23 protein-coding genes, 4 tRNA genes and 2 pseudogenes are annotated in these 23,766 nt (G+C 68.1%); 20 read left to right on the forward strand and 9 right to left on the reverse strand.

Annotation, left to right across the window (positions count from 1 at the left end; translation table 11 throughout):
- From ACFXJ8_RS42220 to ACFXJ8_RS42230, 3 genes are all read left to right on the forward strand, one after another.
- Window positions 1-715, forward strand: a 715-nt coding sequence (locus ACFXJ8_RS42220) for a hypothetical protein (protein ID WP_379650941.1), incomplete at its 5' end; no start/stop codon positions are given.
- 137 nt (window positions 716-852) lie between these two features.
- Entirely contained in the window at window positions 853-1,113 is a 261-nt protein-coding gene (locus tag ACFXJ8_RS42225) for a PEP/pyruvate-binding domain-containing protein (RefSeq protein ID WP_379650943.1), read from the forward strand.
- Between the two features lie 30 nt (window positions 1,114-1,143).
- The gene (locus ACFXJ8_RS42230) at window positions 1,144-1,947 is read left to right on the forward strand and encodes an inositol monophosphatase family protein (RefSeq protein ID WP_379650945.1); all 804 of its coding nucleotides are present in this window, start codon (window positions 1,144-1,146) and stop codon (window positions 1,945-1,947) included.
- On the opposite strand, the gene ACFXJ8_RS42235 is transcribed toward ACFXJ8_RS42230, so the two are convergent.
- Complete coding sequence (locus ACFXJ8_RS42235; RefSeq protein WP_379650947.1) at window positions 1,944-2,471, reverse strand: hypothetical protein; 528 nt, start codon at window positions 2,469-2,471, stop codon at window positions 1,944-1,946. The two genes, ACFXJ8_RS42230 and ACFXJ8_RS42235, sit on opposite strands and share 4 nt — an antisense overlap.
- 298 nt (window positions 2,472-2,769) lie before the next feature.
- Here ACFXJ8_RS42235 and ACFXJ8_RS42240 point away from each other — a divergent pair, with 298 nt between their 5' ends.
- The 11 genes and pseudogenes from ACFXJ8_RS42240 (at window position 2,770) to ACFXJ8_RS42290 (ending at window position 11,736) form a co-directional block, all read left to right on the forward strand.
- Window positions 2,770-3,303 (forward strand): hypothetical protein, encoded by a 534-nt coding sequence (locus ACFXJ8_RS42240; RefSeq protein ID WP_379650949.1) that lies wholly within the window; start codon window positions 2,770-2,772, stop codon window positions 3,301-3,303.
- Window positions 3,304-3,365: 62 nt separating this feature from the next.
- Window positions 3,366-4,769 (forward strand): dihydrolipoyl dehydrogenase family protein, encoded by a 1,404-nt coding sequence (locus ACFXJ8_RS42245; protein ID WP_379650951.1) that lies wholly within the window; start codon window positions 3,366-3,368, stop codon window positions 4,767-4,769.
- Window positions 4,770-4,847: 78 nt separating this feature from the next.
- Window positions 4,848-5,381, forward strand: a complete 534-nt coding sequence (locus tag ACFXJ8_RS42250; protein WP_379650953.1) for a hypothetical protein — start codon at window positions 4,848-4,850, stop codon at window positions 5,379-5,381.
- A 14-nt stretch (window positions 5,382-5,395) separates the two neighbouring features.
- The gene (locus ACFXJ8_RS42255; RefSeq protein WP_379650955.1) at window positions 5,396-6,412 is read left to right on the forward strand and encodes a hypothetical protein; all 1,017 of its coding nucleotides are present in this window, start codon (window positions 5,396-5,398) and stop codon (window positions 6,410-6,412) included.
- A 20-nt stretch (window positions 6,413-6,432) separates the two neighbouring features.
- Window positions 6,433-7,743: a Dyp-type peroxidase gene (locus ACFXJ8_RS42260; protein ID WP_379650957.1), complete on the forward strand. Its 1,311-nt coding sequence runs from the start codon at window positions 6,433-6,435 to the stop codon at window positions 7,741-7,743.
- 33 nt (window positions 7,744-7,776) lie between these two features.
- A complete protein-coding gene (locus ACFXJ8_RS42265; RefSeq protein WP_379650958.1) occupies window positions 7,777-8,649 on the forward strand; it encodes a bile acid:sodium symporter family protein in 873 nt (290 codons plus the stop codon).
- Window positions 8,650-8,685: 36 nt separating this feature from the next.
- A complete protein-coding gene (locus ACFXJ8_RS42270) occupies window positions 8,686-9,795 on the forward strand; it encodes a VanZ family protein (RefSeq protein WP_379650959.1) in 1,110 nt (369 codons plus the stop codon).
- Complete coding sequence (locus tag ACFXJ8_RS42275; protein ID WP_379650961.1) at window positions 9,792-10,379, forward strand: hypothetical protein; 588 nt, start codon at window positions 9,792-9,794, stop codon at window positions 10,377-10,379. The genes ACFXJ8_RS42270 and ACFXJ8_RS42275 overlap by 4 nt, the downstream gene beginning before the upstream one ends.
- A gap of 159 nt (window positions 10,380-10,538) precedes the next feature.
- Window positions 10,539-10,766, forward strand: a pseudogene (locus tag ACFXJ8_RS42280) (nitrilase-related carbon-nitrogen hydrolase); the annotation flags it as partial.
- Between the two features lie 55 nt (window positions 10,767-10,821).
- The gene (locus ACFXJ8_RS42285; RefSeq protein WP_379650962.1) at window positions 10,822-11,343 is read left to right on the forward strand and encodes a nitrilase-related carbon-nitrogen hydrolase; all 522 of its coding nucleotides are present in this window, start codon (window positions 10,822-10,824) and stop codon (window positions 11,341-11,343) included.
- Between the two features lie 105 nt (window positions 11,344-11,448).
- On the forward strand, window positions 11,449-11,736 hold the full coding sequence (locus ACFXJ8_RS42290) for a DUF1905 domain-containing protein (RefSeq protein ID WP_379650964.1): 288 nt from the start codon (window positions 11,449-11,451) through the stop codon (window positions 11,734-11,736).
- A 246-nt stretch (window positions 11,737-11,982) separates the two neighbouring features.
- Here the strand turns inward: ACFXJ8_RS42290 and ACFXJ8_RS42295 are convergent, their stop codons facing one another.
- Window positions 11,983-13,314: an alpha/beta hydrolase family protein gene (locus ACFXJ8_RS42295; RefSeq protein ID WP_379650966.1), complete on the reverse strand. Its 1,332-nt coding sequence runs from the start codon at window positions 13,312-13,314 to the stop codon at window positions 11,983-11,985.
- 611 nt (window positions 13,315-13,925) lie between these two features.
- On the opposite strand from ACFXJ8_RS42295, the gene ACFXJ8_RS42300 reads away from it, so the two are divergent.
- Together ACFXJ8_RS42300 and ACFXJ8_RS42305 are read left to right on the forward strand one after the other, a co-directional pair.
- Window positions 13,926-14,951, forward strand: a complete 1,026-nt coding sequence (locus ACFXJ8_RS42300) for a sensor histidine kinase (RefSeq protein WP_379650967.1) — start codon at window positions 13,926-13,928, stop codon at window positions 14,949-14,951.
- Entirely contained in the window at window positions 14,948-15,628 is a 681-nt protein-coding gene (locus ACFXJ8_RS42305; RefSeq protein ID WP_379650969.1) for a response regulator, read from the forward strand. Before ACFXJ8_RS42300 ends, ACFXJ8_RS42305 begins: the two co-directional genes overlap by 4 nt.
- A 348-nt stretch (window positions 15,629-15,976) precedes the next feature.
- On the opposite strand, the gene ACFXJ8_RS42310 is transcribed toward ACFXJ8_RS42305, so the two are convergent.
- From ACFXJ8_RS42310 to ACFXJ8_RS42335, 6 genes and pseudogenes are all read right to left on the reverse strand, one after another.
- Window positions 15,977-16,363: a RidA family protein gene (locus ACFXJ8_RS42310; protein ID WP_379650971.1), complete on the reverse strand. Its 387-nt coding sequence runs from the start codon at window positions 16,361-16,363 to the stop codon at window positions 15,977-15,979.
- 202 nt (window positions 16,364-16,565) lie between these two features.
- Window positions 16,566-18,043 (reverse strand): annotated as a pseudogene (locus ACFXJ8_RS42315) (NF041680 family putative transposase).
- Window positions 18,044-18,301: 258 nt separating this feature from the next.
- Window positions 18,302-18,378: transfer RNA gene (locus ACFXJ8_RS42320), tRNA-Phe, on the reverse strand.
- Window positions 18,379-18,383: 5 nt separating this feature from the next.
- Window positions 18,384-18,458 (reverse strand) — tRNA-Asp (locus ACFXJ8_RS42325).
- 90 nt (window positions 18,459-18,548) lie between these two features.
- Window positions 18,549-18,621, reverse strand: a tRNA-Glu gene (locus ACFXJ8_RS42330).
- A gap of 82 nt (window positions 18,622-18,703) precedes the next feature.
- Window positions 18,704-20,131, reverse strand: a complete 1,428-nt coding sequence (locus ACFXJ8_RS42335) for a metallophosphoesterase (protein ID WP_379650973.1) — start codon at window positions 20,129-20,131, stop codon at window positions 18,704-18,706.
- Between the two features lie 84 nt (window positions 20,132-20,215).
- On the opposite strand from ACFXJ8_RS42335, the gene ACFXJ8_RS42340 reads away from it, so the two are divergent.
- Entirely contained in the window at window positions 20,216-20,566 is a 351-nt protein-coding gene (locus ACFXJ8_RS42340; protein ID WP_379650974.1) for a metallopeptidase family protein, read from the forward strand.
- A gap of 117 nt (window positions 20,567-20,683) precedes the next feature.
- Complete coding sequence (locus ACFXJ8_RS42345; RefSeq protein ID WP_379650976.1) at window positions 20,684-21,970, forward strand: MFS transporter; 1,287 nt, start codon at window positions 20,684-20,686, stop codon at window positions 21,968-21,970.
- Between the two features lie 14 nt (window positions 21,971-21,984).
- On the opposite strand, the gene ACFXJ8_RS42350 is transcribed toward ACFXJ8_RS42345, so the two are convergent.
- The gene (locus tag ACFXJ8_RS42350) at window positions 21,985-22,323 is read right to left on the reverse strand and encodes a PspC domain-containing protein (RefSeq protein WP_379650978.1); all 339 of its coding nucleotides are present in this window, start codon (window positions 22,321-22,323) and stop codon (window positions 21,985-21,987) included.
- A gap of 65 nt (window positions 22,324-22,388) precedes the next feature.
- Here ACFXJ8_RS42350 and ACFXJ8_RS42355 point away from each other — a divergent pair, with 65 nt between their 5' ends.
- Complete coding sequence (locus ACFXJ8_RS42355; RefSeq protein ID WP_379650980.1) at window positions 22,389-23,543, forward strand: acyl-CoA dehydrogenase family protein; 1,155 nt, start codon at window positions 22,389-22,391, stop codon at window positions 23,541-23,543.
- 52 nt (window positions 23,544-23,595) lie between these two features.
- Window positions 23,596-23,671, forward strand: a tRNA-Lys gene (locus tag ACFXJ8_RS42360).
- Window positions 23,672-23,766: the final 95 nt, after the last annotated feature.

The following is a 23,766-nucleotide window of genomic DNA, read 5'->3' on the forward strand; positions in this document are numbered from 1 at the left end:
GTCCAGGGCCGAGCAGTCCAGGGCCGAGCAGTCCAAGGCTGAGCGGCACAAGCAGCGGGGGCACAAGCAGCAGGGGCACAAGGCGCACCGGGCCAGGAACGATGACCGGAACCGGCCGGAACGGCACCGGCTCTCTCACGTCCAGCCCAGGCGTGAGATGCTCCTGCCCGAGACCGCGACCGTCACGACGGTGGACGACGACGAGATCGACGAGCTGACGGAGGACGAGGACGAGGCCTCGGAGCACGCGGCCGAGACCGACACGCCGACGGCTGACGCGGCCGAGGCCACCGAGGTACGGCACGACCAGCCCGAGGCCGCCGAGGCCGTCGAGGCCCAGGGTGACCAGCCCGAGGCCACTGAGGCCCAGGACGACCAGGCCCAGGACGACCAGGCCGAGGCTAACGCCGCCCGGCCCGACCAGGCCAAGGCCGAGCGCCCCTGGCGCGACGAGGCCGCAGCGGACCACCGTAAGCGTGCGCGGGTGGAGATCGCCCGCATGCTGCGCAAGTGGGACGGGACGGGAGCCAGGGGCGACCGCGCCGACGTAAGGCTGAATCGGGCGGACTCCAGGCGCGGCGGGAAGAAGGCCGAAGCCACCACCAAGCGCGAGCGGAGTCGGCGCAAGGCGCCAAGGGAGCAGACCGAGATCAAGCCGCTCACCAAGGCGGAGTACAAGCGCTTCCGCGCCACCGGGGAGGTTCCCTGGCCCTAGGGGTTGACGGAAGGTTCTGAGCGGGGCTCGCATCCTGATGCGGGCCCCGCTTCCGTTGTCCCGACCGGCTGTCACCTCCTGGTGACCCGCCTGTCGAAGGCCTGATCAGGCAGCATCTAGACGGAAGGGAGTCAGCCATGAGCGCCTACGTGCTCGGTTTCCACGAGATCGACAGGACCCGGCTCGCCGTGGTCGGCGGGAAGGAGGCCAACCTCGGCGAGCTGTCCTCGATCGACGGGGTACGGGTGCCCGACGGGTTCTGCGTCACCACCGAGGCCTACCGGGCGGTGGTGGAGCGCGGCACCGTGGTCGGCGTCGAACACGCCACGACCCGCATCCGCGACGGCCAGCTCATCAGAGTCAACGGATCAGAGGGCTACGTGGAGATCCCGGAGTAGCGGGCTCCCCCGCCACTATGGTTGCGTCACATGCAGCTCGATGAGGTCACCGCCGTACTCCGGGAAGCAGCGCAGACCGTCGTCCTGCCCCGCTACCGGAAGCTGGCCTCGGGGGAGGTCTCCGAAAAGGCTCCCGGCGAGCTGGTGACGATCGTTGATCGACAGGCCGAAGAGCTGATCACTCGGCGGCTGCGAGATCTGCTGGACATCCCTGTGGTCGGCGAGGAGGCCGTAGCGGCTGCCCCGCACCTTGTCGGCGCCCTGCGTGAGGCACCGGCGGCATGGCTCGTGGATCCGCTGGACGGAACGGCCAATTTCGTCGCGGGAAGCCCCGACTTCGCCGTCATGGTGGCGCTCCTGCGCGAGGGGACGACCGTGGCCTCGTGGATCCTCCAACCCGCCCATGATCGTGCCTACGTCGCCGAGCGAGGTGCGGGAGCGTGGCGTGACGGGGAGCGGGTTCATCGGAAAGCGGCCCCCGCTGATCCCGCGGAACTGCGTGGCGCGGCTCTGACACGGTTCCTGAGCCCTGCCGCGCAAGCCCATGTTCGGAAAGTCACGCCGATGTTCGGCACGCTCGAATCCGGCGCCAAATGCTCCGGCATTGACTACCCCTGGCTCGTCGAGGGGACACTCGACTTCATCCTCTTTCACCGCCTCCTCCCCTGGGACCACGCTCCGGGAGTTCTCCTGCTCACCGAAGCCGGAGGCGTGGCTCATCATCTGGACGCAGTGCCGTATCGCCCCACAGACGAAAGAACAGGGCTCCTCAACGCGGCGGACATCGAATGCTGGCAGACGGTCCGCTCGCTCCTCATCTGGCCGAACGCCTAACTCGTCACGGGCTCCCACTGTGGAGAAAGGGACGGCAGGCGAGCCGAACGGTAGAGCACGACGACCAGGGTCACCAGGCTCGCGAACCAGGCGACGAGCGTGACCGGACCCAGGTCGGCGTAGCCGTACCCGGCCAGCAGGCCCAGCACTCCCAAGCCGACCACGGCCCAGCGCAGCACGTCGAGGAGCGCGGCCCTGGCGATCTCTCCGCTGGGACGGATCCGTCGGATGATGGCGTCCACGACCAGCCAGACGGCGATCAGGGCCCCGACCGTGTTGGCGATGCCGATCGCCTGAGAGTCCGACGCGATCATGGTGACGAGCGACATGCAGGCCATGGCCACGGCAGCGATCCTGGCCCGGCCGAAGGGGTCGTCAGCGGACCGCTGCAGCTGCGACAGCCCGGATGCGCACAACCCCCATCCGACGGGGTCGAGCAGCAGGTCGAAGCCGTTGAAACGCAGGGCGCCGAAGGCGAAAACAAAACCGGTGGCGATTTTCGCGACCGGTTTGCCGGTGCCCACAGATGGGCTACCTGTCAGGACCATTCCCCGCTCACCGCCTCATCGCAAACCTTGCCGGCGAGAGCACGCTGCCAGGCGACAGGGACATCTTCGCCGGATCCTGTCAGTCGCCATGAGTCCCACGTCACTTCCGCTGTTCCTGAGCCCATCCAGGTTCGGTAGGTGAAGCGAATCGGCTGGGGCTCGTGCGGCAGCCGCGCCGTACATCTTCACGAAAGGCGGAGCACCCCGGCAGGCGCCGTTCGTGCGCAGCCCCGACAAGAGGGCCGTCGTCTACCTGGACAGACACGATCGCCGTATGGTGTATCAGGACGCCCGAGGCGTCCACCACCTCACCGGCCGACTGGCCGACACGGCCGTGCCCACGCCCATCTTCGCCGGACAGAGCAGATATGTCGCCCTCCACCAGAACGGCGTGCAGATCACCGACACCAAGACCTGGGCCACGGTGTCGATTCCCGGCGCCCAACAGCTCCATGACCTCAACAAGGGTGGGATCGTGGTCACGACGGCAACCGAGATGCTCGTCCTCGACCACCTCGGAAAAACGCGGATGCGCCTCCCCAAGGACGCTGCCGACGACACCTACCATCTACGGCCGGACGGAAGGCGCCTCGTGGTCATCCGAGGCCGGGAGACGCGGGTCGAAACCTTCGACTTGAAGAACGGCAAGCGCGTGTCCAGCGTCACTCCGACGTTTCCCGGGGACGACTTCCTTGAGGTCGGCCTGGGCTGGTCGAAGCAGGGGGCCTTTCTGGTCCGCGGGTACGAGAGCGAACGCGTCTACTCCCTCGACCTGGCGACGGGAAAGCTGCGCAGACGCGACAGGTGAGGCGCGCGAGCGCTTACAGTGGACGAAGCCACCTTCGTTCCGGCTCGACCACAGGACCGGATATGACCGATGTCCTTATCATCGGCGCAGGACCGGCAGGCGCCTTCGCCGCTCATCGCGCCGCGGACCTGGGCGCCCGTACCGCTCTGGTGACCCGCGACGAGTTCGGCGGGATGGCGGCCAACGACGGCCCTGTGCCGGTTCGCACCCTCGCCCACGCTGCCCGGTTGTTGCGGGAGGCCCGCCAACTCGACCGGTACGGCATAGCCGCGGACGCGTTCCGCCTGGACTACCCGCGGCTTCTCGACCGGGTACGCGAGGTCGTCCACGACATTCGGACGCATTCGGAGCTGCGCAGTCGCATCGACGGTCTGGGAGTGGCGGTCCACGAACACGCCGGCACGGCCCGTTTCGTCGATCCGCACACGGTCGAGACCAGCCGCGAGCTGCGATTCCACGGCGATAAGATCATCTTGTGCACCGGAGGCGTCAGCCGGCCGCTCGCGGTCCCGGGCGCCGAGCTCACCCACACCCACAGCGATGCCTGGACGTTGCGCGAGGTCCCACCGTCCATGCTGGTGATCGGCGGTGGCGCGACGGGAGTGCAGGTGGCCTCGGTCTTCACCGCCTTCGGGTCACGTGTCCAGCTCTTCGAAACGGGGCCGCGGATCCTCCCGTCGGAGGACGACGACGTCTCCGCGGCCGTGGCCGAGGCTTTCCGCGAGCACGGCATGGTGGTTCGGGAGAACGTCGACACCGTCACGTCCTTCGAGAAGACGCCTGATGGCGTACGCATGCGTTTCTCCCGGAACGGCACACCCGACAGCGCCGAAGCGGCCCTGGCCATCGTGGCCATCGGCTGGTCCGCTGACACCACGGGGCTCAACCTCGCGGCGGCGGGAGTCGAGACCGACGAACGCGGCTTCGTGCGCGTCGACGCCTACCAGCGGACCTCCGTCCCCCACATCTTCGCCGCGGGCGACGTCACCGGCCGGCTCATGCTGGCTCCGCAGGCGGCTCAGTCGGGGTTCGTGGCGGCGACGAACGCGGTGCGGGGTCCGAGCCTCCCCCTGTGGGACCAGGTCAGTCCGATCGGCAGCTTCACCGACCCTGAGTACGCCCAGGTGGGGCTGACCGAGACGAAGGCCCGTCGGGAACATGACGTGATCGTGGCAACCGTACGCCTCGATGCCGCCGCACGCCCCATCATCGACGGTCGAACCACCGGATTCTGCAAACTCATCGTCGACCGGACCAGCCACCGGATCCTCGGCTGCCATGTCGTGGGCGAGCGTGCCGTGGAGACCACCCAGGTGGCCGCTGTGGCGATGGCAGCGCACCTGCGGGTCCAGGACCTCGCGCGGGTTCCCCTCTCCTTCCCCACCTACGCCGCCATCGTGGGTCGCGCCGCCTACGTCGCCACCCGCAAGCTGGGCCTGGACACCTCGTACGAACCTGCCCCTTAGGGCGACAATATGGGACAATTGCCGCAGTCAGGCCGCTTCGATCTCCCCCCATGAGCACGACGATGGAGAGGGACGGCCATGGAGATCAGGCCGCAGGCAGTCGTCATCCCCAAGGAGACCGACCAGCTGGAGCAGGGGAAGTACGGCCCCGTCTACCCGCGGACCCCGGCGTGTTACGGGTTCACCGTCATCGCGAAGGTCAAACCCGGCCGAGCCGACGCCATCCGCGACTACGGCTACACGCTCGCCGAGGCGCTGGAAACAGATCCGCATCTCCTCGCGCCGCTCAAGCTGCACTATCTGCGCTGGGTGCTCTTCGACGACGACACCCGCTTCATGTACCAGGGGATCTTCGACACCGACTTCGACAAGTACACCGAGGACGCCATCGCCCTGTTCACCAAGGCAGGCGTGAGTACGGTCTTCGAGAACCTCGAAGGCTTCCCCGCCGACTGGAAGACCAACCCCGAGGCGTTCATCAGGTTCGTCCGCGAGCATCAGTGCCCGAGCTTCATCGAGTACGGCGAGTATCCGTACGTCACCGCGGATGAGATCAAGAAAGCTCTGCGGATCAAGAGCGCCCTGTCGGAGATGCTCGACCAGATGCAGTGACCTCCGGAGACGAGATGAGCGAGTTCAGAACGGCGCGCACCTACAACCAGAACCATGTGCCGCGCCAGTACACGCCCGGCCGGCGACGGTTGAGCATCTACGTCGCATGGAGTTTCCCGGCCGAGGCGGGCAGGAACCCGGCCGAGCTCGACAACCGGTTCTCCACGATGACCGAGGTGCGCCGGGTGACCTGGCCGGCCTACGAAGACCCGAAATGGTCGGATCCCCTGCGCTTCCAGCAAGGCATCGCGGGAGGGCTGGAGCTGTTCTTCTGGGGCTGGCTGCCTTTCCAGCAGTACGTCCAGGAGACCACCGGCCACCCCGTGCCCGTCTATCAACGCGTCGACCAGGCCGGCTTCCACACCCCGCTGGACGAGCGCGTGCTTTCCGACACCGACACCGTGTTCGTGTGGGGACTGGACCACATGATCACCGGACAGGACGCCACGCCCGGCGAGATCGAGGCGGTGCGCGACTTCCTCACCCGCGAAGGAACCTGCCTGGCCCTGGGACCGCACCACGACGTCGGCGCGTCGGACGACATGGCGGTGCGCGACATCGAGTACTACCACCACGGCGACGCGCTGGTGCCCCGCCAGCAACGCTTCGGCAGGTACACCCGATCACTGATGGCAGGTCTGGGAGTTCCCGTCGAGAACCGCTACGGGCTCCGTCCCGCGGTGACGGACGGCAACAAGAGCGCCCCGCTGTCCATCACCAGGGACCTGGACGCCAAGGGGTGGCTGGAAGGCGTGTCCAGCTTCAACTTCCACATGCACCTTCCCCACTACGCCGTGACCACCGACGATCCCAACGTCATCCATGTGCTGGGCAGGCAGCCGATCGACATGTCCCGACCGCACCCGTTCACCGAGGCCGGGAACACCGAGTTCAACATGTTCCTGTGGATGCCGCCCGGCGGCGACCGGGCCGGTGACGTGATCTTCGCCGACACCACGATCTTCAGCTCGCTGTTCGGCGTCGACGAAAGCCTGCGCGTCTTCTGGAACAACATCGTCTCAGCGAAGTAGCGCGGTAGGGAGGCGAGGTCGTGCTCCAACTCGACGACATCCAGCGCGGGGTCCTCAGTCCACGGCCGTCGCCGTACGCGGCGACCTACATCCTGCTCCGCGTCGACGACCGCGACCATGGGCGGGAGCTGATGCGGCGCGTCGGCGCCGTGGTGACCTCGGCCGCCGACACGGTGAGCCCGATGGGTGAGACGTGGGTCAGCGTCGCGGTTACCTACCACGGTCTCAAGGCGCTCGGGATTCCCCAGGAATCGCTGGACACCTTCGCCTGGGAGTTCCGGCAGGGCATGGCCGCACGGGCCAACGTGCTGGGCGACGTCGGCGAGAGCAGCCCTGCGAACTGGGAACCCCCGCTCGGCACGTCTGACGTCCACGTAGTGCTGGTGGCGCTCGCGCCTGACAGCGCGCGACTGGAAGCCGCCCTCGACCAGGCCCGACCGGCCTACGCCGCCCTGTCCGGCGTGACGGCGATCTGGCGCCAGAACTGCCACGCGCTGCCGACCGAGACCGAACCCTTCGGCTACCGCGACGGCATCAGCCATCCAGCCGTCGAGGGCAGCGGCATCGCCGGATCCAACAAGCTGGAGGTGCCGCTCAAAGCCGGCGAATTCGTGCTCGGCTACCCTGACGAGCTCGGCGGCGTCCAGACCCTTCAGCCCGAGGTGCTCGGACGCAACGGCGCCTACGTGGTCTTCCGCAAGCTCCACCAGCGCGTCGCCCTGTTCCGGCGGTACCTGAAGGACAATGCCACCGGCCCCGAGGACGAGGAACTGCTGGCGGCGAAGATCATGGGACGCTGGCGCAGCGGCGCACCCCTGGCCCTCAGCCCATCGCACGACGATCCCGGCCTCGACGCCGAGCCGTACCGCAACAGCTTCCTCTATCAGCAGGACGACCCGGCGGGATTCATCACTCCCGGCGGCAGCCACATCCGCCGGGGCAACCCCAGGGACGCGGCCGTGGCCGGCGTGCCGAGGCTGCACCGAATGATCAGACGCGGCACTGTGTACGGCCCGCCGCTGCCCGAAGGCGTTCTGGAGGACGACGGGGCCGACCGCGGGCTGATGTTCGCCTTCGTCGGGGCGCACCTGGGGCGGCAGTTCGAGTTCGTGCAGTCCGAGTGGATGAACGACGGCGTCTTCTTCGGCGCGGGCGACGCCAGAGACCCCGTCGTCGGCTCCAGCGACGGCACCGGCGAATACACCATTCCCCGGCGTCCCGTACGGCGACGCCTGTTCTCGCTGCCGCAGTTCGTCGTCACGCGCGGCGGCGAGTACTGCTTCATGCCAGGACTGACGGCACTGCGCTGGCTCGGCGACCTCACCGACTGAGCACTTGCTCTGGCACGACGACCGGGGACCCACATGGACACGCTGCAGCTGCTGTTCAACGCCGTCACCGTCATCTTCATAGCGGCCACCATGTTCGCCGCCGGCCTCGGCGCGACGCTGCCGGCCCTGCGCGCCGTCTTCGCGAACCTTCCGCTGCTCCTGCTGGTGCTCCTGGCCAACCTGGTGGCCATCCCGCTCCTCGGCTGGGGCATCGCCGCGCTGTTCGGCCTGCCCGCGGCAGCGTTCATCGCGCTGCTCCTGATCGCGTCCTCACCCGGCGGGCCGTTCGGCGCGAAACTCGCCATGGTGCAGAACGGCGACGTGGTCGCGGGTGCGGCGATGCAGGTCCTGCTGGCCGCCATCGGCAGCATCACCTTCGGTCCAACGGCGAACATCCTCCTCAACGCCGCGGACGTGGGGGGCGGGGTTTCCCTCGACGTCGCGACCCTGATGCTGACCGTGGCGGTCCTTCAGCTCGTGCCGTTCGCCGTCGGACTGACCGTGCGCCACTACGCGGCGTCCACCGCACGGTCGTGGCATCCCGTGGCCGCCACCGTGTCGAACGTGACGTTCCTCGTCGTGCTGGCGGGCATGCTCGTCGGCAACTGGCGTGACGTCGTCGCGCTGATCGGCTCTCTCAGCCTGCTGGCGGGATTCGTCTTCGCCATCGTCGCCTTCGCTCTCGGCACGGTCCTGGCCACGGGGCCGCGGGAACGCCGCACCACCATGGGCGGAGTCACGGCTGTGCGCAACGCCGGGCCTGCACTGGCCGCCGTCGGCCTCGCCTTCGGCAACGAGCCGGCCATCCTGGGAGCGCTCGCGGCTGTCCTGCTGAGCGGACTGGCCGCGGCCCTGCCCATCGCGGCGGTGCTGAGTCGCCGGCGGGTCGGCAAGACGTCCCGTTAATGGCACTATGTCCTCTTTGGTTAGACTTCGCGGCTTGTGGAGATCTACCTGACCCAGGCGAAAATCGCCCTGCTGCTCGCCCCGCTGGCCATCGCGCTGCTGTTGCTGCCCTTCGTGTCCCGCCAGTACGGCCGCTTCGGGCACATCGGACGGTGGTCGGGGTTCGTCACGGCGGTGCTCGTCCTGTACGCCTGCGGAGTGGTCGCCTTCACCCTGTTTCCGTTGCCCGAGGTGACGCCTACCTTCTGCGCCGTACGGCAGAGCCTCGCGACGCCGCGCTGGCAGCCGCTGTCGAGCATCCACGACGTGATCAGAGAGAACGCCGGACGAGGCCTGCCCGCCGCGCTGTACAGCAGGTCGATGTTGCAGATCGTGTTCAACGTCGCCCTGTTCGTGCCGCTCGGCTTCTTCTTGCGCTACCGGCAGCGGCTCGGCGTCGCGCGCACCCTGATGATCTCCCTCGCCGGTTCGCTGGCGATCGAGTTGACCCAGCTCACCGGGCTGTGGGGGCTCTACCCCTGCGCGTACCGGCTGTTCGACCTGGACGACCTGATCATCAATACGGCCGGCGCGGGACTCGGCTGGGCGCTGGCGGGCCCGGCCGCCCGGCTGCTGCCGGGTCCGTGGCCGGCGCCCCGCCCGGACCTCGCGGCGCCCACCGCCAGTCGACTGGCGCTCGCCATGCTGCTCGACGGCGTGGTGTGGTTCTTCGCCTCGCCGGTGTTCGGGCTGCTTTTCGTCCAGGGCTACCGGCTCGTCACGGGTGGCCCGATGCCCGACGATGCCCTGCTGAGGGACATCCTGCCCGGCTTGTCGTACGCGATGACCGGGCTGGTCATCTTCGTCCTCTTCCCTGCGGCACGCGGGGACGGCGCCACACCGGGCCGCGCGGCCGTACACGTCGCAGTCTGCCACGCGGCGACCGGGCGGCCCGCGCCTGTGCTCCGGCGGCTGGCCCGCTCGGCCGCGCCGTACCTCGCCCTCGTCGGAGGCGCGGCCATCGGCAGCTTCGTGCCCGTCCTCGCCCTCCTCGTCGTCCTGGAGCTGGAACGCCGCGGCGTGATGGCGCGGTGGACCAGGACGCGCCTCATCACGCGGGCGGCTCGGATGCTCGCATGGTCACCCCACGCCAGCCTCCCTGCATGAATCGCATAGTGGGTGCGGTCTTGCTCGGCGTCGCCTTCGGGGCGGGAACCTCGCTGGTCAACGCGTTGTCCTCGCCGTACTCCCCGTTGGGCGCGCCGCTCGACGGCACCGTGTGGGGCGGCGCGGCCCAGGTTCTCAGCCTGCTCGTGGACAGCGGCTGGGCCTGGGCGGCGCTCGCGGTCGGCGTGGGCTGGCTGGTCGGCGGACTCGTCGGAGCAGGCGTGGCCGGAGTGGCAGCGCTGATGGCGGCCACCGCCGCCTATTACGCCATGGACGCTCTCCTCCGGGATGAGCCACTGTCCTGGTTCTGGCCGGAGACGGTGCTGTGGTGGGGCGCCAGCGTGGTCTTCGGCTCGGTGCTGGGCGCGGTGGGCGCCGCCATCCGCCACCCGGGGATGATCGGGCTGCTCGCGGGGCTGACCGTACCCGTGGGCGCCGCCGTGCAGATGGTCGTACTGCCGCCCGCCCCGGGCCTGACGGCGACCTCGACGACGGTGTGGGCGCAAGCTCTCGTCTGGGCAGGCGCCCTGCTCGGCGCGGCACTGATGGTCGCCCGATTCGTCAGGCGGCGCCACACCGCCTGACCGCGCCTGCGGTTGTTCGATGGGCGCGCGATGACCGGCCCCCTCGATCAGGGCGGCGGTACGGCTCGGCAGACGGGCTGCGAGAATGGCACCATCCCCTCGATTCGGTAGGACGACCGACGAAAGGGGCCACACGTGCGTGTCTCTCTGATCCAGCTCGTGGTCTCGGACACCGAATCCGCCGACGAGCGCCGAGCACGGGCCGCCGCCCTCGTCCGCAGCCGGGCCGGCGACGACCTCGTAGTACTGCCCGAACTCTGGACAACCGGCGCCTGGGCCTACGACGACTGGCAGGCAGGCGCCGAGCCCGTCGACGGGCCGACGACGCGCGCCATGTCGGCAGCATCCAGGTCCGCGGCCGTGTGGCTGCACGCCGGGACCGTGGTGGAGCGCGACGACAACGGTTCGCTCTACAACACCGCGCTGATCTTCGACCCGTCGGGTGCGCCTACGCCGTACGTACCGCAAGATCCACCGCTACGGGTTCGACACCGGCGAGGCCGTCCTGATGGCCGCCGGGCGGGAGATCGTGACGATCGGCACCGACCTCGGGAAACTCGGCTTCGCCACCTGCTACGACCTGCGCTTCCCCGAACTGTTCCGCGCACTGGTAGACGCCGGGACGGAGATCCTGGTCGTGCCCGCCGCGTGGCCGGCCCAGCGCCGTGAGCAGTGGCGGATCCTTGTGCGCGCCCGCGCGGTCGAGGAGCAGGCCGTCGTGCTGGCGTGCTGCGCCGCGGGCAGCCACGGCGGCATGGAGCAGGCGGGCGGCAGCCTGGTGGTCGATCCATGGGGCACGGTGCTCGCCGAGGCAGGAACGGACGAGGAAATCCTCACCGCGGAGATCGACATGAACGTGGTTGCGGCGATCCGGGCGGAACTCCCGGTCCTTCGAGACCGTGTCCTCGCCATCCCGGCACCCAAGGACGCCGTTTCGTCGGCCACTGACGGGTTTGTTCGCTGAGCTCTGGACCGAGAGCATGGCCTTGAAAATCTGAAGGCGGCGGTTATCGGCCGCGAGCCACCTGAGCGCGCCTGCTGAAACCGTTTTGGCGCCTATCCTGATCTGATGAACCTGGCTTTCAGCGGCGAAATGTGGTTCTGGAAAGGCCCCGCACCATGGCACTTCATCACCGTTCCGGAAGAGGAGTGCGGTGAGCTGGAAGCGACTTCCGCGCTCGTGACCTACGGCTGGGGCATGATTCCGGTCACAGCCCAGATTGAGGGAACCAGGTGGAAGACGTCGCTGTTCCCGAAGAACGGACGGTACATCGTGCCGGTGAAGGCGGGGGTGCGTAAGACCGAAGGGCTTGAGCTAGGCGACACGGTGATGGTCCGCCTCTCCATCGACGTCTGACAACTGCCTCCCCGCGTGCTTCTTTGCAGCTCAAAAGTGGTGGTGGTGTTGCATGCAACTGCCGTACACCACGTCACTGGACGCAACAAGCGGCGAGGATGTCTCTTCTTCCCATGCTCTCCAAGATGGACATCCTTCCGAGGACGAACCCCTGATCTTAGATGTCCGTCAAAGCGGATTGAGCCCAGGTGCGACGCGGCGGGCGATCCGCCGTCTCTTCGGCCCGGGCCCGCACCGGACAACGTCCTACTGGCAGGTTTTCGTCTCGACCGAGCAGTGCTTGACCTCGGGGTAGCGGGTCGATGACTTGTCCAGCAGGGGTTGGGATTTCTTGCGCAGGTGCAGGTCGAAGAAGGCCGCGACGTACCTGCGGGTGATGTCCATGGCGCGGACACCGGGTATGTCGGCGCCGTCGTCGATGCCGAGCTGGTCGACCAGCACGCCGAGGTCGGTGAAGGACGTGTGCTCCGCCCCGGTCACCAGGAGCCAGCGCTTCCAGCCGTTCAGCTGCTTCCAGTCGCGCTCCCAGGTGGCGGCCGCATCTCCCTTCCCCGGGGTGTAGGTGGCCGGCTTGCCCAGGAACAGGAACGGCCGTGCCAGTCCGCTGTCTGGGATCCGGACCTCTGTGGTGCCGTCGATGTCGATGCCGGCGCGTATCCGGGAGTCCTTGAGCATGGCAGCGATAGTGCTCGCTCCTCCGGCGGAGTGGCCGGCCATAGCGATCCTGGATGTGTCGATCAGGCGGGCGCCCTTCCATTTCGAGTGCGACCCGGTCAGCTGGTCGAGCACGAAGGAGACGTCGGCCGCCCGGCTCTTCGCCAGCTTCTCCCACCACGCCGGATTCTTCTTGATCTCGCATGTGACGCAGGTGGCCACCCGTCCGTCGGGGAAGGTGGTGGCGACGTTCTCGTAGGTGTGGTCGATCGCGGCCACCACGTAGCCTCGACTAGCCAGATCCTCGGCCAGCGCCGTAAGTTCGGTCCGGGGCTTGGTGTGGCCTGGGGAGAGCACGACGAGGGGTAGACCGTGCCTGCGACCTGCTGGGTTGGCGTCGGTGAAGGCGTTGGTCCGTGTCTTGCTCAGCGTGTCGGCCGGCACGCTGGTGATCTCCCCGCTCTTCAGAAGGAGCTCGGATTCCTTGGGTGTCATGTACATGGCCCGCTTACGGCCCGGCGACTTGGCCGGGTACCACAGGGAGACCATGAGCTCCCGGGCTTTCACCGAAGGGACCCAGGGGTCGGAGCGGGAGGTGTCTTTCAGGTACAGGGACGTGGTGCCGATCGGATGCGAACCGGTCGGCTTGGGCAGGTAGAGCTTGCTGCTCACTGTCGGCGAAAGGCCGACCGAGGCAGGCGCGGAAGCGGACGAGGCAGCCCCGGACTCCGCGGACGCGGCCGACGGGGTCGCCACGAAGGAGAGCAGCCCGGCGGCGACCACACCGCCGCGCAGGATCCGGCCCCTTGCGCTCCGGAATATGCCCCGCTTGTTGGCGGCCGTCCCTCCCCCGGCGGTGTGCGTCGGGGCACCCGCGCCGCCGTACCGCCTGCCCGTGTCCACCGGCTCTGTCACATGACCCATGAACGTGTCCGTCCTTCCGATCGAAACGGTCGCTTAGGCGGGAAGTCCCGCGGCGGCCTGATGGCAGGGACGAGGCTAAAAGCGGCCGATGTCCACGCGCGTCGGTCGTCGTACCCATATCGGATACCTCTGGGGAACGACCCGCCCGCGGTGTCATCCCTGCGATGTACTCCCAACGGACACCGCCGTGGTCACTGAAGACGATGTGCGGCGGGTCACGCGAACGCGACAATGTGCCGGTGGCAGACGAACGACGGCTTTGGCGGCAGTACGTGCAGGACATATTGCGGCCGGAACCGCGAACCGCCCATCCGTCTCACAGGGCTCTCGCCGCCGACGCGCTGCTCGCGATCTTCCTGACCGTCATCGCGCTGATGGCGGCGGGGGGACTCCAGGGCCCAGTCCATCGCGTCGACGTGCAGTCGCGCCCTCTGAGCGAATTGCTGCGACTGCGGCCTTCTCCGGTGGTTCCATCTCCCCCGGCGGTTCCATCTCCCCCGGCGGTTCCATCGCCTCCGGTGTTACCGGACGCGAGCATCGGCGTCCGGCCGCCCGTTCCTGCGCGGAGCAACCCGCCTCATGGCGCCGTCTCCAAGGAGTACGAGCCGCCCGTGCTCCTGGTGGCGCTGACCGCCTTGCCGCTGGCCGCCCGGCGCAGGTATCCCCTCACCACCTTCTGGGTGGTGGTGTCCGCGGCGCTGGCCACGAACGGCGGTGAGACGTGGATCACCGTGGTGACCTGCGCGATCGCCGGCTACAATGCCATCGCCCACAGCCGCAACCGAGTGCCCGCGGTGGCCAGCCTCCTGCTCGCGGCCGTGCTCGCCGGTGCCGTGTACCGGGATGTCGCATCCAGCCTCCCCAGTCTCCCCAGTTGGCTGGGGCCTTACGTCGTCCTGCTGAGCGCCGCGGTCTGCGCGAGCGTCATCCGGTTCTTGCGGCGGAGCCGGGATCGGCTCACCGAACTTCAGCAGGCCCAGGAGGACGCCATGCGAAAGGCAGTCGAGGCCGAGCGTTCCCGGATCGCCGCCGAACTCCACGATGTGGTGACCCACAATGTGAGCGTGATGGTGATCCAGGCGGGCGCGGCGCGCAAAGTGGTGGACGCCGAGCCGGAACTGTCCAAGCAGGCACTGCTCGCGATCGAAAGCAGCGGTCGAGCCGCCATGGCCGAACTGCGCAACGTCATGGGCCTGCTTGCCGGACCGGAAAGCGGGCACGTGGACAGCTGGGGCGACGGGCTCGAACCGCAACCCGGACTCGACCAACTCGACGGCCTCATCGAGCGGGTACGCGCCGCGGGGGTGTCGGTGGACGTCGCGCTCTCGCCGCCGAGCCCTCTGTCCGACGGGGTCGGGCTCACTGTCTACCGCGTCGTGCAGGAGGCTCTGACCAACACAATGAAGCACGCGGTCGGCGCGGCAGCGTCCGTCACGATCGGCCACAGCGGCGACTGGCTGGAAATCGAGGTCACCGACACCGGCGGCACGCCGGGCCCCCAGCCGCGAGCCGGCAACGGCCGCGGGCTGATCGGGCTACGTGAACGGCTGGCCGTCTACGGCGGAATCCTGGTCGCCGGACCCAGAACCGGAGGCGGGTATCGGATCACGGCCCGCATTCCGTGGACCGCCGCATGAGCGGGCCGCTGCGCGCGGTCATTGCCGACGACCAGGCGCTGGTCCGTACCGGGTTTCGGATGATCCTCGCCGCCGACGGCATCGAGGTGGCGGCGGAGGCGGCCGACGGAGCCGAAGCGGTCGCCGCCGTGCGGAGCACCAGGCCGGACGTCGTGCTCATGGACATCCGGATGCCGCGGATGGACGGCATCGAAGCCACCCGCCAGATCATGAGCGGTAGAACGAACGAGACCCGCGTCATCATCCTGACCACTTACGATCTCGACCACTACGTCTACGCCGCCCTCACCGCCGGCGCCAGCGGCTTCCTGCTCAAAGACGTCAGCCCCGAGCACCTGGTGGCCGCGGTACGTCTGGTGCGCTCCGGCGACGCCCTGCTCGCGCCGACCATCACCCGCCGCCTCATCGAGCGTTTCGCGCCCCGCGACGAGGCGAAGGCCGACCTCCACCGCGATCTGTCCGAACTGACGCCACGAGAACTGGAGGTGCTACGCCTGCTCGCCACCGGCCTGAGCAACGCCGAACTGGCCGATCGGCTGACTCTCAGCGCGACGACGGTGAAAACCCACGTCGCCCGCATCCTGTCCAAACTCGGCCTCCGCGACCGTGTCCAGGCCGTCGTGTTGGCCTACGAAACCGGGCTGATCTCCCCAGGCGGCCTATCGGGCGCTGGCTGACCCGCCTGCGCGCTTGCCACATGGCACGCGTGTCCGCCAACCTCCTTGGTCACCATGATCTCGGCTGGACGGCGGTACAGCGGGAACTCGTCGCCGCCCAGAGACTCGGGACGCCCGGCCTGGGTCGCCGCAGCGAGGCTGGGAACTGTGCGGCGTCTGGCTGCACGAGGCCTAGCTCGACCCCGCGAAGGACGCGGCCCTGTCAGCGCTCGATCAGAGTATCTACGCTCACGCCCCGCCCCCGACGAGAAGCGCAAAGTTATCGCGAAGCGGGGCGACACACTTCGATAGGCCCGACCAAGAGGCGGCCCTCTCCGAAATTCAGGAGGGGGTCGTCAACGCGGCCTCTTAGCCCGCCGCCACCACCTCGATCTCCACCAACCAATCGCTGGCGAGCGTCTGCGCAACGATCGCCGTCGTGGGCACCTGCCGTCCGCGCAGGGCAGCCACCCTAGCCTTGGCATTTGCCTCGGCATAGGAGGGATCACGTAGGTAACTCGTAAGCCTCACGATGTTGTCCACGCTCATCCCCGCCTCTGCGAGAATCGCCCGAAGATTCGTCCAGATGAGCTCGAGCTGTTCTTCGAGCGTCGCTCCCGGGACGCCATCGCAATCCAAGCCCATGGTTCCCGCGATGAACAGAAACCGAGACGGATTCCGCACCTCAATCGCGTGCACGAAGTCATCGGTGGCGGCGTAGATACCCTCAACCGGGTTGTGAACGATCATCTCCATGGTGGCCATCTTGGCCCATCGCAGAACTAGCCCCAAGAGCCAATCTGACGCAATTGGCTCATCGCAAACGACGAGATCTCACCCCACCATCAAGATCAAGTGCGGCCTCCTCGTAGGGTCTGTCCAGTAAACCGTACAGTCCCTCCTCGTAAGGGTTAGGCACACCCGCGATCAGTTTGTTCACACGCACTAAGCTTGACGTTTAACCCTTGCGGTTCCGGTGCTCGGTGAGCGTTTCGGCGCGTTTGGTGGTCTTACCCACGTCGTGGTGACGGGCGGGTGCGCGATTCTTGGAGCCCGGGGGTCTGCCGGGGCCGGGCGTGCTGAGTTTCGGCGCTCTGGCGGGCAGAGGCAGGCGTGGGCGGAGGTGTCGAAACCCTCGCCGGACGCGGGCGGGGGTCAGCCGTTCGGATGAAGTAGGACGTTCCCACGGGCGGCGCAGGTCAGATGCAAGCGTCCAGGCGAGCCGGAGCTGGGTGTAGGCCGTGATGATCAGCCAGGTCCAGCGGTCGGCGGCCTGTGGGTCGCGGATCTTCGGGGCGGTCCAGCCCAGGGTCTGTTTCCACATCCGGAACGTGTGCTCAAGGTCGAATCTGCGGAGGAACGCCTGCCAGAGCCGGTCCAGATGGGCCGCCGTGATGCCGGTGGCCGAGGTCCACAGCCATACCGGCTTGGGGTCGCGTTCGCCGGGCAACTGCTCGACCTGGAGCCGGATGAGCGTGCCGTCGATGACGGGGAGCGCGCCGTCGTGGTCGAGCCAGGCAGCGCGGCGGGTGATCCGGTGGTGCAGTCGGTCCCAGCAGGAGGCGACGGCTTTCCCGTACCGGCTGGTGTCGGTGGCCGTGGTGTGGGTGGATGCGCCCCAGGTGCTCTCGTCCTTCATCCGGAACTCGGCCCCGTGTTTGGGCGGCCGGCCACCGGCTGGGCTGGCCAGCAGGAACTCTTCGCGGGAGGGCGCCGGGCGGCTCAGCACCCGGTCGGAGCGCAGTCGGCCCAGCACTTCCACCGGCAGGTCGGCCAGCAGGAAGGCCAGGCGGGCGGTGTCGTAGCCGGCGTCGAGCACGATGAGGATGTCCGGGTCGCCCATCCGCCACTGGCCCGCTTCGATCAGGCGGGTGACCAGGTCACGGACCTGGGTTGCGGTGACGGCCGCCTCGTCGTCGTCAGGGCGCAGCCGGATCGCGTCCAGCACAGCGGTCCAGGAGGTGCGGCCGGTCTCCAGCGCGGCGATGATCGAGTATGGCCAGCCGGGGATCATCTGATGGTCGCCCTTGCGGCGCCGTAGACATGGCAGAACAGCCGCTCGGGACTGGTCGGCGCGTCCGGACGCAGCCAGGGCGTCACGTCGGCGGCCAGCACGATCCGCCCGCCCGCCGCGCGAGGCAGTGGCACCGTGGCCAGGGCCCGCCGCAGCCGGGCGATCTCGATCTGGCCGTGGTTGATCGCGTCGTACAGGGCGCCGTGGCCGCGGCGATGTTCGGGTGCCAACGCCAGCCCGACCATCGTGCGGACCGGGCCGTCGGCGCATAACACCGCCTCGACCAGCTCGAACAGCTCATCTCGCCGGGCGGTCAGGCAGGCGAAGACCTCCTGCCGGAAATCGGCCAGCTCCGTCCACGCCTCCAGCATCTGGCCGTCCTCACCCGAATCCGGGACGCCCCGCGCTGCGCGTGCCAGCATGGATGGCACAGCCACCGCCTCCTCTTCCTTGGGTTGACACCTTGAAGATGGAGACGGTGGCTGACTCGATTCACGGCGACACGCCGTATCTCGGAAGACACAATCCGCTATGGCGGATTAATCACCCCTGCTGCCGATCGCGGCAAATGCGCAGCTCAGAGGTTAAACGTCAAGCTAAGCCCACGAAACGTGCTTGCGATGTGACACAAAAACGCCCCGGAGCGATGATCGCTTCGGGGCTTCTTTGCAGCTCAGGAATGGTGGTCAGGGGCAGGGTCGAACTGCCGACCTTCCGCTTTTCAGGCGGACGCTCGTACCAACTGAGCTACCTGACCCAGAGCGGTCCTGACGGGACTTGAACCCGCGACCTCCACCTTGACAGGGTGGCGAGCACTCCAAACTGCTCTACAGGACCTTGCTTCGTTCCGGCCTTCCGGCCGGACCGCCTCGCTTAGCTTACCAGTCTTTCGGAGGCCTTCGACCTGCCGTCTGCCTGGTGTCGCCGTGCCCCCAACGGGATTCGAACCCGTGCCGCCGCCTTGAAAGGGCGGTGTCCTAGGCCGCTAGACGATGGGGGCTCGGGACTTTCGTCCCGTTCCTGACGTCTTCCGTTGGAGACCTCTGAAGCATAGGGGACGATTGCCCGTAGTGCCAAAGTGGTTATCCATCGGAGGCTCCGCTGACGGTTCCCGTTGGCGACGGGGCCGTCGTTGGCGCTGGGGAAATCATACGTCGAGGGTCAGGCTCGACGTGACGCTGGATGTGCACCGACTGCTCTCCGAGGCCGCCGAGCGTGATGTCGTCCCAGGCCTGGAGCCGTTTTGTGGCTCTGTCGAAGTACAGAACGGAAGCCTGGACGGGTGTCGGCTCGGCGTGTTCGAGGGCGCGCAGGCCGGCGCCGCCGGTGGAGCCCTGGACGAGGACGCGGGTGCCGGTCGGCAGGAGCGTGGTCGATCGGCGGTGGGAGTGGCCGGCCAGCACCATGGGGGCGGCTCCGGAGAAGCCCCTGGCCGCGTCGGGGTCGTGGACGGCGACGAGGTCGATGGGTGAGGGCCGCGGCAGCCGTACGGCATGCTCGCGGCCGAACTCGCGCATGTGGGCGGGATCGTTGTTGGCCGGCACCGACTTGTCGGGGGTGAAGCGGGGGTCGCCGAGGCCGTAGATGCGCAGCCCTGCCACGGTGGCGGACCTGTCGTCGAGGACGATGGCGTTCTTCTGCGCGGCGACCGCGCGCTCGGTGACCTTGGAGTCGTGGTTGCCCCTGACGAAGACGTACGGCACGCCGAGCTTGCCGATCTCCTCCATGAAGGCGTTCTCCGCCTTGGTGCCGTGGTCGGAGATGTCGCCCGTGTCCACGATGGCGTCGACCATGAACTGATCCTTGAGCGAGCGGACGACGTTCCACGCGATCGGGTTGATGTGGATGTCGGAGACGTGAAGGATCTTGATGGAGGCCGGGGCGGGGTCGTAGGTGGGCAGGGCGGAGACCGTGTCGTACAGCTTCGAGACGTTCGTGACGAGTTTGGTGAGCTGCTGGCGGTACGACTCGAACTTGGTCACGATCGACTGCGCGCTGCCGACGAGCGACGGCGCGGCGGCGATCAGCCCCGAGTAGCGGGGTTCGACGAGGGAGCTCGGGCGGAAGGTGGCGTAGGCGACGACGCCGGTGCCCGCCAGGGCGACGGCGGCCGCCAGCAGGCTGTAGAGGGCGACCTTGGGCCTGCGGAAGACGACGAATCCGGCGATGAGCGCGCCCGCGGCGGCACACAGGAGCGAGCGGATCACCAGCGTCTGGATACCGTTGCGCAGGTCGTACTCGATGATCTCGGGCAGCCGTGTGGCGAGCTTCGGGTCGTCGATGAGGGCCTTGGCCTTGTCCTGGTCGATGTTCTCGAGCGTGATGCGCAGGCGCAGCGGGGCGTCGTGGCTGCGGAACCTGAGCGTCCCGAGCGGGTGGGCGTCGACCACCGTCTCGCCGGTCCACGCGGGCCTGAGCGACATGCCCGCCTCGACCGGCCCGACCTGCGCGCGGACGGTCCCGCTGAGGATGATGCCGAGCCATGCGCCGACCGCGGCCACGAGGAGCACCGCCGCGACCCTTGCGGCCCGCGACCGTATGACTGTTCTGATGACGTTCATACGCCTTCTTGCCTACCCGACGGACGGGGCAGAATGGCAACCGTGATGGAGGTCTCCCGGGAGAAGTTCGAGGAACTCGTGGCCGAAGCATTGGACACGATCCCTCCCGAGCTGGCTCGCGTGATGGACAACGTCGTGGTGGTGGTCGTCGACGACCCGCCGGAGCCTGATCTGCTCGGGCTGTACACCGGCGTCCCCCTCACCGAGCGCGGCGACTGGTATTCGGCCGTTCTGCCCGACCGGATCGAGATCTACCGCAACCCGATCTGCGAGATGTGCGACACCGAAGAGCAGGTCGTGAAAGAAGTGCAGATCACGGTCGTCCACGAGATCGCGCACCATTTCGGGATCGATGACGACCGACTCCACCAACTCGGTTGGTAATCACCGGCTGACGGTTACAGTTTGCAAGAGCTTGGCTGCTTTCGGTTGCGTACCAGCCGCTCTACCGGCACCTTAGGTGACATCGCGAGCACTCTGAGTCAGGTTCGGCGGGGACCGATGGGGGCGAGGCTTCCGGGGAGGCACCGGCGTGCCTCAGAACGTCAGGCCACGTATGGCGAGGTCTTCGCCATACGTGAGTTTCGCGCGCTCTGGTACGGCCAGGGCCTTTCGTTGCTCGGTGACCAGCTCGCGCAGGTGGCGCTGGCCGTGCTCGTGTTCAACAGAACCCAGTCGGCCATGGCCACGGCGGCCGTCTACGCGCTGACGTACCTGCCGTCGATCGTCGGCGGGCCGCTGCTGGCGGGCCTGGCCGACCGCTTCGCCCGCCGCCGCGTCATGATCGTGTGCGACCTCGTCCGCGCGTTGCTGGTGGCCGTCATGGCCGTCCCCGGCATGCCGTTCGCCGCGCTGTGCGTGCTGGTGTTCTTCGTCGTACTGCTCAGCGCGCCGTTCTCGGCGGCCAGGGCGGCGCTGCTGGCCGAGGTGCTCGCGGGCGACCGCTACGTCGTGGGCTCCGCGCTGCAGAACATGACCAACCAGGCCGTCCAGATGCTCGGCTTCGCCGCCGGCGGCGCCATGATCGCCTTCCTCGGGCCCTATCGGGCGCTGGCGCTCGACGCGGCCACGTTCCTCGCCTCCGCGCTGATCCTCGTCTCGGGGGTACGGCGCAGGCCCGCCGCCGGCCGTACGGATGGATCGAAACCGTCGATGTGGCACATGACGCGCGCCGGCGCCGTGCTCGTCTTCGGCGACAGGAAGCTGCGCACGCTCGTCATGTTCGCCTGGTTGTGCGGGTTCTACGTGCTGCCCGAGGGCATCGCGGTGCCGTACGCGGTCGAGTTGGCGAAGGGCACGACGCTGCCGGTGCCGGTGATCACCGGGCTGCTGATGGCGGCGATGCCGACGGGCACGGTGCTGGGGGCGTTCCTTTTCAGCAGGTTCGTCTCGCCGTCGGGACGGCTGCGCGCCATGGGGTGGCTGTCGATGCTCACGTGCGCGCCGCTGATCGTGTGCGCGATGCGGCCTTCGCTGGCGATCGTGCTCGCGCTGTGGGTTCTGTCCGGGATCGGAGGCGCCTACCAGCTCGCGGCCAATGCCGCCTTCGTCCAGTGCGTCCCAGCCGAACGGCGCGGCCAGGCGTTCGGGCTCGTGCAGTCAGGGCTGATGGCCGCGCAGGGCATCGGCATCCTGATCGGCGGGCTCGCCGCCGAGAGACTCGGTCCCGAGCCGGTCGTCGCCCTCGCCGGGGTCAGCGGGGTGACGGTCGCGGCCGTGCTGGCCATGATGTGGACCGAGTCTCGCGGCGACGTCGTCGCCAGGGTGCGCGCCCAGGCCGCCGCCTGAGCCCGCCCGCATGGTCACGCCTGCGGCTTCTGGTCACCGGGAACCGTGGGCTCCTGGTGCTTCCAGTCACCGGCGGGGCTGTAGTCGGGGGTCTCCTGCTGCCAGGTGTTCCTGGACTTGTTGTTGTTGATCAGGTCCTGGACGATCGAGCTGTCCTTGCCCTCCTCGGGCATGAGCAGCCAGCCGATCGCGTAGACGCCGATGCCGACGCCGCCGAACAGCGACGCGATCGCCAGGCCGATCCTGACCAGGTTCGCGTCGATGCCGATGTACTCTCCGATGCCGGAGCACACGCCCGCGATGATCCTGCCCCGGCGGGTCCTGCGCAGCTGCTTGATGTTCGATTCGCTCATGCCTCAAGACTGCCCCCGAGGGCGGTCTTTCCACATCGGGATTGCCCCTGGTAGAACCCTGGGGTATGGACGACTTGCTGAGGGTGGACGACAGGCTCACCGGCGACCAGAAACTGATCAGGGACACGGTCCGGTCGTTCGTCGCCGACCGCGTCCTGCCGTACGTCGGCGACTGGTTCGAGGAGGCGACCTTCCCTGCCCGCGAACTCGCGCCCGCCCTCGGCGAGCTCGGGCTGCTCGGCATGCACCTCGAGGGGTACGGCTGCGCCGGCACCGACGCGACCTCGTACGGCGTGGCCTGCCGCGAGCTCGAAGCGGGCGATTCGGGCTTGCGCTCCTTCGTGTCGGTCCAGGGCTCCCTGGCCATGTTCCCCATCTGGAAGTACGGGTCGGACGAGCAGAAGGAGCAGTGGCTGCCCCTGATGGCCTCAGGGTCGGCCATCGGGTGCTTCGGCCTCACCGAACCCGACCACGGCTCCGACCCCTCGTCCATGCGCACCAACGCCAAGCGCGAGGGATCCGACTGGATCCTGAACGGCTCCAAGATGTGGATCACCAACGGCTCGATCGCGGACGTCGCCGTCGTCTGGGCCCAGACCGACGACGGCATCCGCGGCTTCGTCGTCCCGACCGACACGCCCGGATTCTCCGCCCCCGAAATCCACAAGAAGATGTCGCTCAGGGCGTCGGTGACCTCCTCGCTGTACTTCGACGACGTACGCCTGCCGGGCTCCGCCGTACTGCCCGAGGTCGTCGGGCTGCGCGGACCGCTCTCCTGCCTGTCAGAGGCCCGCTTCGGCATCCTCTGGGGCGTCGTCGGCGCCGCCCGCGCCTGCCTGGAGTCGGCGATCTCCTACTCCCAGACGCGCGTCCAGTTCGACCGGCCCATCGGCGGATTCCAGCTGACGCAGGAGAAGCTTGCGTGGATGTACGTCGGGCTGGCACAGTCGTCGCTGACCGCTTTCCACTTGGGAGCCCTGAAGGACGCGGGGGAACTCACGCCCCGGCAGATCAGCTTCGGCAAGCTCTCCAACGTGCGAGCCGCGCTGGACATCGCCCGGCAGGCCCGCTCGATCCTGGGCGGAAACGGGATCACCCTGGAGTATCCGGTGATCAGGCACATGACGAACCTGGAGAGCGTGCTGACGTACGAGGGGACAGAGGAGATCCATACGCTGGTGCTGGGAGAGGCGCTGACCGGGCTGTCGGCGTACAGGTGAGGTGCCTGACGTCGCGCTGGGGGCGGTACTCTCTGTACCCTGCATCTTGCGAGGGGCGTTAGCTCAATTGGCAGAGCTGCGGACTTTTAATCCGTAGGTTCCGGGTTCGAGCCCCGGGCGCCCTACCACTCTGACCCGAAAATAACGATCATGTGGGCAGGCGGCAGCGAACCCCGGCGCGCAGGCATCGGGCAGGGCCAGTGAGAGCCGTATGAGTCAGGCA

Source organism: Nonomuraea sp. NPDC059194, assembly GCF_042754765.1.
Taxonomy (GTDB): Bacteria; Actinomycetota; Actinomycetes; order Streptosporangiales; family Streptosporangiaceae; genus Nonomuraea.